Source organism: Arthrobacter sp. Y3224198, from assembly GCF_059090025.1.
The window spans coordinates 15,716-28,913 of the sequence record NZ_JBNHFG010000032.1; the positions used below are offsets into that span (position 1 = coordinate 15,716).

Annotated in this window: 13 protein-coding genes and 1 tRNA gene; 6 read left to right on the plus strand and 8 right to left on the minus strand. The window is 67.6% G+C overall.

Annotation, left to right across the window (positions count from 1 at the left end; translation table 11 throughout):
* Positions 1 to 22 precede the first annotated feature (22 nt).
* Positions 23 to 874 carry a PAC2 family protein gene (locus AC5RUF_RS13825; RefSeq protein ID WP_493998340.1) on the plus strand — a complete coding sequence of 284 codons (852 nt, stop codon included), beginning with the start codon at positions 23 to 25 and terminating at the stop codon, positions 872 to 874.
* Between the two features lie 23 nt (positions 875 to 897).
* Here AC5RUF_RS13825 and mshC read toward each other — a convergent pair whose 3' ends face one another.
* The 3 genes from mshC to AC5RUF_RS13840 form a co-directional block, all read right to left on the minus strand.
* Positions 898 to 2,178 (minus strand): cysteine--1-D-myo-inosityl 2-amino-2-deoxy-alpha-D-glucopyranoside ligase, encoded by a 1,281-nt coding sequence (mshC, locus tag AC5RUF_RS13830; protein WP_494130960.1) that lies wholly within the window; start codon positions 2,176 to 2,178, stop codon positions 898 to 900.
* 49 nt (positions 2,179 to 2,227) lie between these two features.
* Entirely contained in the window at positions 2,228 to 3,052 is an 825-nt protein-coding gene (locus tag AC5RUF_RS13835; protein WP_494130961.1) for an undecaprenyl-diphosphate phosphatase, read from the minus strand.
* 94 nt (positions 3,053 to 3,146) lie between these two features.
* Positions 3,147 to 3,503: a hypothetical protein gene (locus AC5RUF_RS13840; RefSeq protein ID WP_494130962.1), complete on the minus strand. Its 357-nt coding sequence runs from the start codon at positions 3,501 to 3,503 to the stop codon at positions 3,147 to 3,149.
* Between the two features lie 41 nt (positions 3,504 to 3,544).
* Between AC5RUF_RS13840 and AC5RUF_RS13845 the strand changes: the two genes are divergently transcribed.
* A complete protein-coding gene (locus AC5RUF_RS13845) occupies positions 3,545 to 3,778 on the plus strand; it encodes a DUF5703 family protein (protein ID WP_493996789.1) in 234 nt (77 codons plus the stop codon).
* Between the two features lie 11 nt (positions 3,779 to 3,789).
* Here the strand turns inward: AC5RUF_RS13845 and AC5RUF_RS13850 are convergent, their stop codons facing one another.
* Positions 3,790 to 4,956: an acyl-CoA dehydrogenase family protein gene (locus AC5RUF_RS13850; RefSeq protein ID WP_494130963.1), complete on the minus strand. Its 1,167-nt coding sequence runs from the start codon at positions 4,954 to 4,956 to the stop codon at positions 3,790 to 3,792.
* A 30-nt stretch (positions 4,957 to 4,986) separates the two neighbouring features.
* Positions 4,987 to 6,333, minus strand: a complete 1,347-nt coding sequence (locus tag AC5RUF_RS13855) for a M20/M25/M40 family metallo-hydrolase (RefSeq protein WP_493996787.1) — start codon at positions 6,331 to 6,333, stop codon at positions 4,987 to 4,989.
* 195 nt (positions 6,334 to 6,528) lie between these two features.
* Between AC5RUF_RS13855 and AC5RUF_RS13860 the strand changes: the two genes are divergently transcribed.
* The 4 genes from AC5RUF_RS13860 to AC5RUF_RS13875 all read left to right on the plus strand — a co-directional run bounded on the left by AC5RUF_RS13860 (position 6,529) and on the right by AC5RUF_RS13875 (position 9,996).
* Positions 6,529 to 6,611, plus strand: a tRNA-Leu gene (locus AC5RUF_RS13860).
* Positions 6,612 to 6,789: 178 nt separating this feature from the next.
* Entirely contained in the window at positions 6,790 to 8,088 is a 1,299-nt protein-coding gene (locus AC5RUF_RS13865; protein WP_494130964.1) for a hemolysin family protein, read from the plus strand.
* Between the two features lie 88 nt (positions 8,089 to 8,176).
* Positions 8,177 to 9,580: an APC family permease gene (locus AC5RUF_RS13870; RefSeq protein ID WP_493996144.1), complete on the plus strand. Its 1,404-nt coding sequence runs from the start codon at positions 8,177 to 8,179 to the stop codon at positions 9,578 to 9,580.
* Between the two features lie 17 nt (positions 9,581 to 9,597).
* Positions 9,598 to 9,996, plus strand: a complete 399-nt coding sequence (locus AC5RUF_RS13875) for a universal stress protein (RefSeq protein ID WP_493996143.1) — start codon at positions 9,598 to 9,600, stop codon at positions 9,994 to 9,996.
* Here the strand turns inward: AC5RUF_RS13875 and AC5RUF_RS13880 are convergent.
* The 3 genes from AC5RUF_RS13880 to AC5RUF_RS13890 form a co-directional block, all read right to left on the minus strand.
* Complete coding sequence (locus tag AC5RUF_RS13880) at positions 9,977 to 11,218, minus strand: kynureninase (RefSeq protein ID WP_494130965.1); 1,242 nt, start codon at positions 11,216 to 11,218, stop codon at positions 9,977 to 9,979. The two genes, AC5RUF_RS13875 and AC5RUF_RS13880, sit on opposite strands and share 20 nt — an antisense overlap.
* A 109-nt stretch (positions 11,219 to 11,327) precedes the next feature.
* Positions 11,328 to 12,266, minus strand: a complete 939-nt coding sequence (locus tag AC5RUF_RS13885; RefSeq protein WP_494130966.1) for a MaoC family dehydratase — start codon at positions 12,264 to 12,266, stop codon at positions 11,328 to 11,330.
* Positions 12,263 to 13,198 (minus strand): 3-oxoacyl-ACP reductase (locus AC5RUF_RS13890; protein ID WP_494130967.1); only part of this gene is annotated, 936 nt, incomplete at its 5' end. The genes AC5RUF_RS13890 and AC5RUF_RS13885, both read right to left, overlap by 4 nt.

Genomic DNA, 13,198 nt, shown 5'->3' on the forward strand with positions numbered 1-13,198 from the left:
CGATGGCTTCCCGGCAGCAGGGCTGCAGGACTTTTTTGGCGATGAGACGTCCCCCGAACGCGTCACTGTGATGCTGGCTGCGTTCGAAGGGTGGAACGATGCAGGCGAGGCAGCCTCTGACGCCCTGAAATTCCTCCACCGGCACTGGGACAGCGAAAAAATTGCCAGTATCGACGCCGACGAGTACTACGACTTCCAGTTCACCAGGCCGACCATCAGGCGCACGGCGTCCGGCCGGCAGCGGATCAAATGGCCGACCACCAGGATTTCGCGCGCCGAAGTTCCGGACAGCAACTTGGACGTCATTTTCGTGACCGGGGTGGAGCCCTCCTACAAATGGCGGGCCTACACGGCCGAACTCATTGCCCTGGCCAAGGAACTGGACGTGGACTGCATTGTGCTGGCCGGCGCGCTGCTGGCGGATGTACCCCACTCCCGGCCCATTCCGGTCACCGGCACCTGCGAGGAGCGGGACCTGCAGGAAAGCCTGAACCTCGAGGTGTCCGCCTACGAGGGTCCGATCGGCATTGTGGGCGTGGTCTCCGAAATGGCCAACCTGGCGGACATCCCGTCCATCTCGCTGTGGGCCGCGGTGCCGCACTATGTGGGACAGGCGCCCTCCCCCAAGGCCCAGCTGGCGCTCTTGAACCGGATCGAGGAACTCCTCCAGGTACCCCTGGACACCCAGTTGCTCACGGAGGAGTCCGAGGCCTGGGAACGGGGCGTGGACGAACTGGCCACGGAGGATCCGGAAGTGGCTGCGTACGTCCGCCAGCTGGAAGAAGCCAAGGACACTGCCGAGCTTCCCGAGGCCAGCGGGGAGTCCATTGCGCGCGAGTTTGAGCGTTACCTCAAACGCCGCCGCAGGGACTGACCCCGCCGGCTGCCCGCCGCTTCCTAGAGCTGGATGCCCAGCAGTGCGTTCAGGGCGGAGCAGGCCAGTTCGCTGCCGGCCGGGGAGCCGGGGCGGCCCGCAGCCTGGGCCGCAGCGGCCCATGCATCGGCTGCCTGCAGTGCTGCCGGCGCGTTGAGGTCATCGGCCAGGGCTTCGCGGATCCGGGCGAGCATGCCGGCGGCCATGGCATCGTCGGTGAACTCCAGGGCATGCCGCCAGCGGGTGAGGCGCTGCTCGGCGGCCTGCAGCTGGTCCGCCGTCCAGAACCAGTCTGTCCGGTAGTGGTGCGAGAGCAGGACCAGCCGGATGGCTGCCGGTTCCACGCCCTCGGCCCGGAGCCGCGAGACGAGGACGAGGTTGCCCAGGGACTTGCTCATTTTCTCGCCGTCCAGGCCCACCATTCCGGCATGGGCGTAGTGCGAGGCCAAAGGGGTTCCGGCGCTGGCGTAGGCGTGTCCGGCGCTCATTTCGTGGTGCGGGAACACCAGGTCGGAGCCGCCGGCCTGCACAGTGAAAGGGCGGGGCAGGAAGCGCTGGGCAATAACCGAACACTCGATGTGCCAGCCCGGACGGCCGCGTCCCAGCCGTCCGCCCTCCCAGGACGGTTCACCCGTCCGGGCCTGGCGCCACAGCAGCGGATCCAGTGCATTGCGCTTGCCGGGGCGGTCCGGGTCGCCGCCGCGTTCGGCGAAGACCGGCAGCATGGCCTCACGGTTCAGGTGTGAAACCTGGCCCAGCCACCAGGCGTCCGGATCCTCCGGGGCCAGCTTGGAGGCTGCGTCCACGTCAAAGTACAGGTCGCCGTCGGGCTCCCCTTCGGTGCCCGGCACCCGGTAGGCCAGTCCGCGGTCCATCAGGTCCTCGACCACCGGGACAATCCACTCCACGGCTTCGACGGCACCGATGTAGTGGTCCGGGGCCAGGACATTCAGGGCTTCCATGTCATCACGGAAGAGCTGGGTCTGCTCCCGGGCCAGCTCGCGCCAGTCGGCGCCGGTGGCGGTGGCCCGCTCCAGCAGCGGATCGTCGACGTCGGTGACGTTCTGGACGTAGCGCACGTCGTAGCCGGCGTCGCGCCACTGCCGGTTCAGCAGGTCGAAGGCCACGTACGTGGAGGCGTGCCCCATGTGGGTTGCATCGTACGGGGTGATCCCGCAGACATACATGCTTGCGGCGCCGTCCGGCTGTACGGTCACCGGCGCCTGGGCGGCGGTGTCATAGAGGCGGACGTTGACCGACGCGCCGGGCAGGCTGGGCAGGGAGGGGGATTTCCAAGCAATCACGCTATCAACTCTACTGTCCGCGGCCGGTGGGTGCTGACGCGGCCCGGCCCTAGGCGGTGATGACGCCGAAGCCCAGAAGCAGGTAGATCAGCACGCCCAGCAGGATCCGGTACCAGACGAAGAGCCGGTAGCTGCGGGTGGAAACGTAGCGGAGGAACCAGCCGATGATGACGAATCCCACAGCAAAGGCGACCACAGTGGCGGCGCCGGTCTGCAGTGCCGTGTACGGCATGGGTTCGTCCAGGGACTTGACCAGCTGGAAGAGGCCGCTGCCGAAGACGGCGGGAATGGCCAGCAGGAAGGCGTAGCGTGCGGCGGCTTCCCGGGTGTAGCCCATCAGCAGGCCGGCCGTGATGGTGCCGCCGGAGCGGGATACGCCGGGGATCAGGGCCAGTGCCTGGGCAAAGCCGTACAGGATGCCGTGCTTGTAGCTGAGCTGGTCCAACGTGCGCTGCTGGCGTCCGACAGTGTCCGCGACGGCCAGGATGATGCCGAAGACGATCAGCATGGTGGCCACGATCCACAGGCTGCGGAAGGTGCTTTCAATCTGGTCCTGGAAGAACAGGCCCAGCACCACGATGGGCAGGGTGCCGATGATGATCAGCCAGCCCATGCGGGCGTCCGGGTCATTGCGCGGCACCCGGCCGGTCAGGGATCCGAACCAGGACTTGATGATCCGGACAATGTCCTTCCAGAAGTACACCGCCACGGCCGTCTCTGTACCCAGCTGGGTGATGGCGGTGAACGCCGCTCCCGGGTCCTGGGCGCCGGGCAGAAGCTCCCCGACAATGCGCAGATGGGCGCTGGAGGAGATGGGCAGGAACTCTGTCAGGCCCTGGATCAGGCCAAGGAAGATCGCTTCAAACCAATTCACACTAAGACTCTATGGCACGGGGAAAGAGTCCTTGGCACCGGGAAAGGCTCCGCGGCGACGGACCGCTACCGGCCCGCCACCCGGCACCTGCGGCTCAGCGGCCTGCCGGCCGGCCCAGGGTGCTGCCGTTGCCGTTGTCGTCGGTTCCGCCGTCGCGACCGGCTCCGGGGTCGCCGTCCAGGTCTCCGAAACCCTCCAGGGGATCCGCGTCAAGGGAGTCCGCGTCGCCGGTTTCGTAGTCGTCTTCATCGTCCTCGTAGATTTCCAAGGGGGTGACCTCCCCATAGGCGTCGTACAGGACTTCCTCGTAGACTTCGAAGGCATCAGCGATAGCCAGGTACGCGCTCTCCACCACGGGATCCTTCTCGCCGCGGCGGCTGGCGGCCGCCGCGAGGTGCTCCTCGAAAGCGGTCACCAGGGACTGGAGCGCGATGCGCGGATCTATGCTCATGCCCTAGACGTTAGCGGTAAAGTAGGCAAAATTGGAGGGAAATGCGCGAACAAATTCTTGCCCCAGATGTCTCCCGCCGGCATGAAAATCTGCGGGACTACGAATACCTTGTGGTCTCGGTGGAACCGACCGAATCGCTGCCGGATGCCAGGCGCCGCCTCGTTGAACACGCCGAATACGGCAAGTGGGAACTGCACCGCAGCCGCATCTACAGCGGCGGCGGCCGGCGGTTTTGGCTGCGGCGAAGGATCCTGCGGGTCCAGCGCACGGCGTAGGGCTGCCCCTGCTACTGAGCCGGACCGGCCTGGTCGACCGGACCGAGGACAGCGTTGGCCACGGACGCGTGGACAGAATCCTCGCTGGAGGGGTGGAACATGCCCGCCAGCACGTCCCGGTACAGCCGTTCCAGTTCCTGCCCGCGCGAGTAGCTGCGGCCGCCCGCCACCCGCATGGCGGTCTCCACCACACCGCGGGCCGTTTCGGTGCTGCGGTACTTCAGGCCCGAAAGCAACGGGAACCAGTAACTTCCGTGATCCGCGCCTTCCTCGAGGTCCCGCGCCACTGCACCCAGCTGCAGGCGGATACCGTCCATGCGGATTGCCGCATCGGCGATCTTCCACCGGGTGTCCGGATTGGCGGACCCGGGAAGGCCGTCCGCTGACACCCGTGCCCGGGCCGCCGCGGCCGCCAGTTCCACCGCCCGGTCCCCGATGCCGGTATACACGGCGGACAACAGGGTCTCGAACAGGCTGAAGATGCCGAACACAAACGCGTCGCGGTGCGGGCCCACCGGCGTGGTCCGGACCATCCGGGCCGCCGGGACATGCGCACCGTCCAGGCGGGTGGTGCAGGACTGGCTCGCCCGCATGCCCATGGTGTTCCAGTCATCGGCAATGGCAATCCCGGGTGTGCCGCGGTCCGCGAACCCGAACACCAGCGTGGGTTCCTCCGGGTTGGAGGAGTCCTTGCCGAAGATGCCCAGCCGGGTCCACGCCGGCGAGAGGCTGGTGAAGATCTTGGTGCCGGTGAACGCATAGCCGCCGTCGCCCGCGGGCACCGCCTGCGTGTGCGAGTCGAAAAGCACCGCCGGGTTGCCGGGCTCGGAGACGCCGAAGGCGAAGACCTCCCCCGCCGCCGCTTCGCGCAGCACGAAGGCCAGGGAGTCGTCACCGCTGCGGGCCAGCAGGTGCGCCACCCCGCACCAGACCTGGTGCATGTTCACAGCCAGGGCCGTGGCTGGCGCAACTGCTCCCAGCAGGCGCTGGCAGGCGACGACGTCGGGGATGCCCAGCCCCGCGCCGCCTTCGGATACGGGGGTAAACAGGGCAAGGTAACCCGCAGCGCGCAGGTCTTCGAGGTCTTCCGTGAAGAAACTGTTGGATTCGTCGTAGCCTGCGGCGCGCGAACGCAGGCGCTCCAGCAGTTCCGGGGTGAGGATGTCAGTGGCAGCCACGGCGGTTTCCTTTCTGGCGGGCGGCACGGATCAGTAGTTGGCCAGCAGCCGGGAGAGGACCCGGGTGCCGAACTTCAGGGAGTCCACCGGCACCCGCTCGTCCACGCCGTGGAACATGCCGGTGAAGTCCAGGTCTTCGGGCAGCCGGAGCGGAGCGAAGCCGTAGCCGGTGATGCCCAGCCGGCTCAGCGATTTGTTGTCCGTGCCGCCCGAGAGCGTGTAGGGCAGCACCGGGGCGCCCGGATCCTCGGCCTGCAGTGCAGAGACCATGGAGTCCACCAGGGCGCCGGTAAACGGCACTTCCAGGGACACGTCCTGGTGTTCGTAGCTGATGTCGATGCCCTCGCCTGCCAGTTCCCGGATGGTGGCCAGTACCTGTTCCTCCTGGCCCGGCAGGGTCCTGGCGTCGATCAGGGCCTCGGCGGTGCCGGGAATGACGTTGTGCTTGTACCCGGCCTTCAGCACCGTGGGGTTGGAAGTGTTCTGCAGGGTGGCACCCACAAACCGGGCCACGGTGCCCAGTTCCGACAGGAGGCGCTCCGGGTTGTCCGGATCGAATTCGACGCCGGTCAGTTCGGTCACCCCGTCCAGGAAGGCCCGGGTGGTGTCCGTCAGTTCAATGGGCCACGGGTGGCTGCCGATACTGGCGACGGCGCGCGCCAGGCGGGTGACGGCATTGTCGGTGTTGATCTGGGAGCCGTGCCCGGCACGCCCGTGGGCCACCAGCCGCAGCCAGGAGATGCCCTTCTCCGCGGTCTGCAGCAGGTAGGTCCGCCGTCCGCCGATGGTGGCCGAGAAACCGCCCACCTCGGAAATCGCCTCGGTGGCGCCGTCGAACAGTTCCGGACGGTGTTCCACCGCCCACCGGGCGCCGTAGTCTCCGCCGGCTTCCTCGTCGGCGAAAAAGGCGAAGACAATGTCGCGTTTGGGCTTGGTGCCGGTGGCGGCCATGGAGCGCATCACGGAGAGGATCATGGCGTCCATGTCCTTCATGTCCACGGCGCCGCGGCCCCAGATCAGCCCGTCCCGTTCCTCGCCGCTGAACGGATCCACGCTCCAGTCCTGCTTTTGGGCCGGGACCACGTCCAGGTGTCCGTGCACCACGAGGGCCGGAAGGGAGGAATCGGTTCCTTCCATGCGGGTCACTACGGACGCCCGGCCCGGCGCGGACTCGAACAGATCGGCGGTGAGGCCGACCTCCTCGATGAGTCCGGCGGCGTACTCCGCGGCGGCCCGCTCCCCCGGTCCGGAGTTGTCACCGAAGTTGGAGGTGTCGAACCGGATCAGGTCACGGCAGATGCGGGCAACCTCGTCTTCGGCGCGGCCCGCCGCATGGTGGCCGGTGCCGGGCTGGTGGGTGCGGACTTCGTCAGGCATGGGGTTTCCCTTCAGTGAGCTCTGCCAGCCAGCTTAGCCAGAGCCGGAGTGCGGCAGGCCACATTTCGTCCTCCGGTGACCACTAACCTGCCTGCGGCTTGGGCCGATTCGTTGTTCGGGGCAAAACCGTGTTAGAGTTTTTCCCGTTGCTTCCACGGGTTTTGAACAACTTGGAAACCTGTGGAGATCACCCAAGCGCGGGTGGCGGAATGGCAGACGCGCTAGCTTGAGGTGCTAGTCCTCTAACGAGGGTGGGGGTTCAAGTCCCCCTCCGCGCACAGTGAAGTCCTCCCGGAATCTTCTGATTCCGGGAGGACTTTTTTGTTGCCCGCTGCCGGTTTTCCCACCGCCTTGCCCCGTCCGGGTGTGAGTTCCGTCGCATTTCCCTGCAGGCCTGCTCCGGCTCCGGCCCGGTTGTCCCTGTCCCCGCCGTCTGCCCTTCGGTACCCTCGCTGAATGGACGGCGGCACGGTTTTCAATTTCCTGCTCGTGGTGTTCTTCATTCTGCTCGGCGGGGTTTTCGCCGGGGCGGAAATGGCCCTGGTCTCCCTGCGCGAAAGCCAGATCAGCGCGATCGAGCGCAGCGGTGCCCAGGGCCAGCGCACCGCCCGGCTGGCCCGGAACCCCAACCTGTTCCTCTCAGCCATCCAGATAGGCGTCACCCTGACCGGGTTCTTCTCCGCGGCGTACGGGGCCTCCGCCCTGGCACCGGCGGTAGTGCCGCTGCTGCGCCGGTGGGGCCTGCCGGAGCCTGCCGCAGACGCAACGGCCTTTATTGTGCTGACCCTTTTTGTGGCCTATCTGTCCCTGGTGTTCTCGGAACTGGTGCCCAAACGACTGGCCATGCAGAACGCCGTCGGTATTGCCCGGATACTCTCCCCCGCCCTGAACGTGTTCGCGGTTCTGATGCGGCCCGTGATCCGGCTCCTGTCCGCCTCCACGGATGCCGTGGTGCGGCTGCTGGGCGGCAACCCGAACGTGAAGACGGTGCCGGTAAGCACCCAGGAGCTGAGGGACATGGTGACAGCCAACCCCATGCTGGCCGAAGACAGCAGGCGGATCCTCGTGGACGTGTTCGGCGCCGGGACCCGGCTGGTGCAGGAAGTCATGCGTCCCCGCACGGAGGTGGTGTTCCTTCGCGGGGATCTCCCGCTGGAGCAGGCCCGGCGCCAGGTGCGGGACCTGCCGTATTCGCGGTACCCGGTCACCGGCACTTCGGTTGACGACGTGCTCGGGTTTATCCATGTCCGTGACCTGATGCCTGACCCGGACCTGCCGGACGGGAACGGACGTACCGTGGCGCAGATCCTGCGTCCCATCCTGTTCCTGCCCGGTACGGCCACCGTCCTGCCGTCCCTGACCAGGATGAGGCGGGAAAGCAGCCACATCGCCCTGGTGGCGGATGAATACGGCGGAACGGACGGGATCGTGACGCTGGAGGACCTGGTGGAGGAGCTGGTCGGCGAGATTTACGACGAGTACGACACCGGCCGTGACCCGGAGGACCGGTACCGGCGGGAGAAGGGCCAGCTGGTGGTGGACGGCGCGTTGATCCTGCAGGAATTCGAGCGGCTCACCGGTATCGGCCTGCCGGAAGGGCAGTACGAGACCGTGGCCGGATACATCCTGGAGCAGCTGGGCCGGATGGCGCGGCCCGGCGACACCGTGCCGGCGCCGGGCTGCCGGCTGGAGGTCCTGGGCGTGCGGCGACGCCGGATCGGCGCGGTCAGGGTGATTCCCGAGGCCCCGGCCTGACCCGGTTCCGCCTCCCGTTGCCTTACCGGATACCACCGCGCAGAATACCGACCAACGCGGTTTCGGCAATTGTCCGGGGAGGGCAGCCATGGCTGACATCAAGTCTGAGACGGGCCAGACCGAGCTGAAGAGGGTCATGGGCACCAAGCTGTTGCTCCTGTTTATTGTGGGCGACATCCTGGGTACCGGCGTGTACGCCCTCACCGGCCAGGTGGCCGGGGAGATCGGCGGTGCCGCGTGGGCCCCGATCCTGCTGGCCTTCGCCGTCGCCACCATCACGGCGCTGTCCTACCTGGAGCTTGTGACCAAGTATCCGCAGGCCGCAGGCGCGGCCCTGTATACGCACAAGGCCTTCGGGGTGCACTTCCTGACCTTCCTGGTGACGTTTGCCGTGTTGTGTTCGGGCATCACTTCGGCGTCCACCGCGTCCAAGTTCCTGGCCGAGAACTTCATTGTTGGCTTCCACCTCCAGTGGGGGCAGACGGGCGTCACCGCCGTGGCAGTGGTCTTTATGCTGCTGCTGGGACTGATCAACCTGCGCGGCGCTGCTGAAAGCGTGAAGTTCAACATCGTCCTGACTGCCATCGAGCTCACCGGCCTGCTGATCGTGATACTCATCGGCTTCTGGGCCATGGGCCAGGGCAACGTGGACTTCTCCCGGGTGGTGGTGTTTGAGACCGAGGCCGGCAAAAGCGTCTTCCTGGCCCTGACCGGCGCCACGGCGCTCGCCTTCTTCTCCATGGTGGGTTTCGAGGACTCGGTGAACATGGCCGAGGAGACCCATGATCCGGTCCGGATCTTCCCCAAGGTGATGCTGACCGGGCTCAGCATCACCGTGTCCGTCTACCTGCTGGTCTCTATCGCCGCCGTTGCCGTGGTGCCCGTGGGACAGCTCTCCGAAAGCACCACCCCGCTGCTGGAGGTGGTGCGTGCCGGTGCTCCGAACCTGCCGGTAGATACCATCTACCCGTTCCTTTCCATCTTCGCCGTGGCCAACACGGCACTGATCAACATGCTGATGGCCAGCCGCCTGCTGTACGGCATGGCCCGCCAGGACGTGCTGCCCCGGGGCCTGTCGCTGGTGCTGCCCGGCCGGCGGACTCCGTGGGCCGCCATTGTGTTCACGTCGGCGATCGCCGTGGGCCTGATCATAGTGGTGACCAACTTCATGGGCCGGGGAACGGTCACCGCGCTGGGCGGCACCACCGCCCTCCTGCTGCTGGGCGTTTTCACTGTGGTGAACGTCGCCTGCATCGTGCTGCGCCGCTCGCCGGTGGACCGGCCGCACTTCCGCTCCCCTGCCGTGATGCCATACATAGGTGCACTCACCTGCGCCTTCCTGGTAGGGCCGTGGGCCCAGGATGCCATCGAGTACCGCATTGCGGGCATTCTGCTGCTCCTGGGCCTGGTCCTCTGGGTGGTGACGTGGTTCTGGAACCGCGCAGTGAAGGCCCGGAGGACACGTTTCACCGATCCCACCCAGCTGAGCTGACGGAAGAGAAGGACACCATGAGCGTCGTCGTCGGATACGTCCCCAGGCCCGAGGGGGAAGCGGCACTGAGCGCCGGAATACGGGCGGCCCGGGACCTGGCTGTCACCCTTGTGGTGGTGAATGTCGAAAGCACCCGCGGTGCACTGGGCACGGAGGACCCCGGCCCGGGGCACCTGGAGCCGCTGACCGGAGCCCTGGAACAAAGCGGCATCGGGCACCTGCTGCTGCATCCCATCGGCGACTTTGATGCCGCCGAGGAAATCCTCAAAGCGGCCGACGGCCACCAGGCCCGCCTGGTGGTGCTGGGGATCCGGCACCGGACGCCGGTGGGCAAACTGATCCTCGGGAGCACCTCGCAGCGGGTCCTCCTGGAGGCGCAGTGCCCCGTGCTGGCGGTCAAGGCCGGGCAGGCCTGAAGGGTTGGAACTCCTCCAGGACCGCGGTGATGCCGGTCAGCGTCTCGGTGAAGGACGTGGACAGCGGAGACAGGCCCAGCCTGATCCCGTTGGGGTTCCGGTAGTCGGGGATGATTCCCCGCTGCCACAGTGCGGCGGTGACGGTCTTGAACGCGGGATGGTCAACAGTGATGTGGCTGCCGCGGCGCTCGGAAGTGCGCGGCGATGCCAGCACGACGCCGGCGGGAGCCAGGAGTGCGTCCACGGCGGTTACCGCGAAGGCGGTGAGCGCCTCGGACTTGGCCCGGATCGCATTAATGCCGGCCTCCCCGATGACTTCGACCATGTCCTGCAGGGCAAGCATGCCCAGAATGGGCGGGGTGCCGGACACCAGGCGCCGGATACCGGCTGCCGGCACATAGCCCTGTGCCATGCCGAACGGGTCCTCGGAACCCAGCCACCCCTGGATGGGCTGGGAGAACTCCGCCTGGTGGCGGGAGGCCACATACGCCCAGGCGGGGGCGCCCGGACCGCCGTTGAGGTACTTGTAGCTGCAGCCCACCGCGTAGTCGATGCCCCAGTCGTCCAGCCGGGCCGGCACCGCACCAGCGGAGTGGCACAGGTCCCACAGCACCAGCCCGCCTGCGTCATGGACCAGGGCGGTGATGGCAGGGGCGTCCGCCAGGTAGCCGGAGCGGTAGGCCACATGGCTGAAGACCGCCAGGGCTGTCTGCGGCCCCACCGCTTCCGCCACGGCGTCTGCGCTGACGCCGCCGGCGTAGTCCGAGCGGACCCAGCGCAGCGTCATTCCGCATTCGCGGGCCACGCCCTCCAGCACGTACCGGTCCGTGGGAAAGTTGTCGGGGTCGAGCAGGATCTCGGTCCGTCCCGGCCGGGCGGCGACGGCGGCGCGGGCGAGCTTGTACAGGAGCACCGTGGTGGAATCGGCCACGATGCACTGGCCGGGAGCAGCTCCAAGGGCCACCTCCCCCAGCCGGTCGCCGATCCGGCCGGGCAGCTCGAGCCATTCCTCATCCCAGCCGCGGATCAGGCGGCTGCCCCAGGCATCGGTCACGAAGTCCTGGAGGTGCGCGGCGGTGGCCCGCAGCGGCCGGCCCAGCGAGTTTCCGTCCAGATAAGCCGCCACGCCCTCGGCAGGCAGGAAACGGTCCCGGTAACCCGCGAGGGGGTCGGCGGCATCCAGTTCCTTGGCAGTGACCAGGAGGGCGGCAGCATCAGTCATGGCAGGAACCTTAGCAGTCGGGAATCAGTGGGAACGATGTGAAACAACGGGCCCCGGCCGCCTCCGCAGTGCTGCGGGGCGCCCGGGGCCCGGATGATGCTGCGGCTGATCAGGCCTGCGCCGCGGCAGCGAACCCGTCAATGGAAGCGGTCTCCAATGGACGGACCGTGCCGGCAAAGTGCCGGCGCTGCGAACGCGGATTCCAGCCCGTAAAGGTGGAGCCGCTCCAGCCGGCGTCCGCGTCGTCGTCGTGGATGGACACCGCAACGGTGGCCGGCAGGAAAACCGGCGACTCGAAGTCGATGCTCCACCCGAACGGACCCTCATGGGTCTGCACTGCATCGGAAACCACGCGGGAAGCGAGATACATCCCGTGCGCCAGGGAACGCTTCATGCCCAGCGCCTTGGCCGACAGGCGGCTGAGGTGGATGGGGTTGAAGTCACCGGAAACACGGGCATAGTTACGGCCGGCATCCGCCCCGAGGCGCCACATGGCGGTCGGCAGCGGCGGGATGAACTCGGCCCGTCCGGAAGACTCTCCCGAGCGGTCGATCTTCGGCAGGAACACACCCTTCGCCAGGTAGGTGGACCGGCCGCGCCAGAGCACCTCGCCGTCGTCGGCGGTGACCTCCGCGACCAGCTCCACCTGTGTGCCGGCGCGGTGCCCGCCAAGGTTTTCCGCCCAGGCGCTCACCGTCAGCGGCTCCGTGTAGTGGATCGGCCGGAAATGCCGGACCGTGTTGCGCAGGTGCACCATACCCAGCAGGGGCAGCGGGAAGTCCTCGCGCGCCATCAGGCTCATGGCCACAGGGAACGCGAAAGTGTGCACGTAGCCGCTGGGCAGGTAGTCCGTGGCACTGTGGAGCACCAGGCGCTGGAAATCAGTCAGCTTGGCGAGGTCCACCCTGGCGCCGGACACAACGTGCCGGCACGAGGGCAGCACGCCGGTGCCCTTGGACGGGGACAACCGCGACTTGGCCGCGCTGCCCAGGGCGCCCGCGTAGAGCTTGCCGAGGGTCGGAATTTCGGTCAGCTGGGTTGAGCTCATGCGCCCACCATGTTCTGGCCGCAGACGCGGACCACCTGTCCGTTGACGCCGGCGGCCGAATCCGAGGCCAGGAAGGAAATGGTTTCGGCCACGTCCACGGGCAGGCCGCCCTGCTGGAGGCTGCTCAGCCGGCGTGCCACCTGGCGGGTGAGGGCCGGGATGGCGGCCGTCATGTCCGTTTCGATGAAGCCCGGTGCCACGGCGTTGATTGATCCCCCACGCGGCGCCAGCAGCGGCGCGGTGGCCCGGACCATGCCGATCACCCCGCCCTTCGACGCCGCGTAGTTGGTCTGCCCCCGGTTGCCGGCAATGCCGCTGGTGGAGGCGAGCGAAACAATGCGTCCCTCGGGGCTGAATCCGCCCGAGGCCAGGAAGGTCTCGTTCATGCGCAGCTGGGAGGCGATGTTGACGGCGATGACCGAACCCCACCGGGCTTCGTCCATGTTCGCCAGCAGCTTGTCCCGCGTGATGCCGGCATTGTGGATCACGATGTCCAGGTGACCGTAGCGCTCGGCGGCGTGGGCCAGGATGCGGTCTGCGGCATCCTCGCGGGTGATGTCCACCTGCAGTGCCGTGCCGCCGATTTCGTTGGCCACCTGGGCCAGCTGCTCGCCGGCCGCCGGGACGTCCACCACAATCACCTGTGCACCGTCACGGTGCAGGACGCGGGCAATGGCTGCGCCGATGCCGCGGGCGGCGCCGGTGACCACAGCCACCTTTCCGGCCAGGGGCGCGTTCCAGTCCGCGGGCAGGGAGCCGGCGTCCGAACCGACGGTAATGAACTGGCCGCTGACATAGGCGCTCTTGCCCGAGAGCAGGAAGCGCAGCGCGGCCGCCACGGAGGGTGCCGTGGCCGGCACACCGTTGGCCAGCACGATGCCGTTGGCGGTGGCGCCGCCGCGCAGCTCGTGGGCGATGGAACGCAGCGTGCC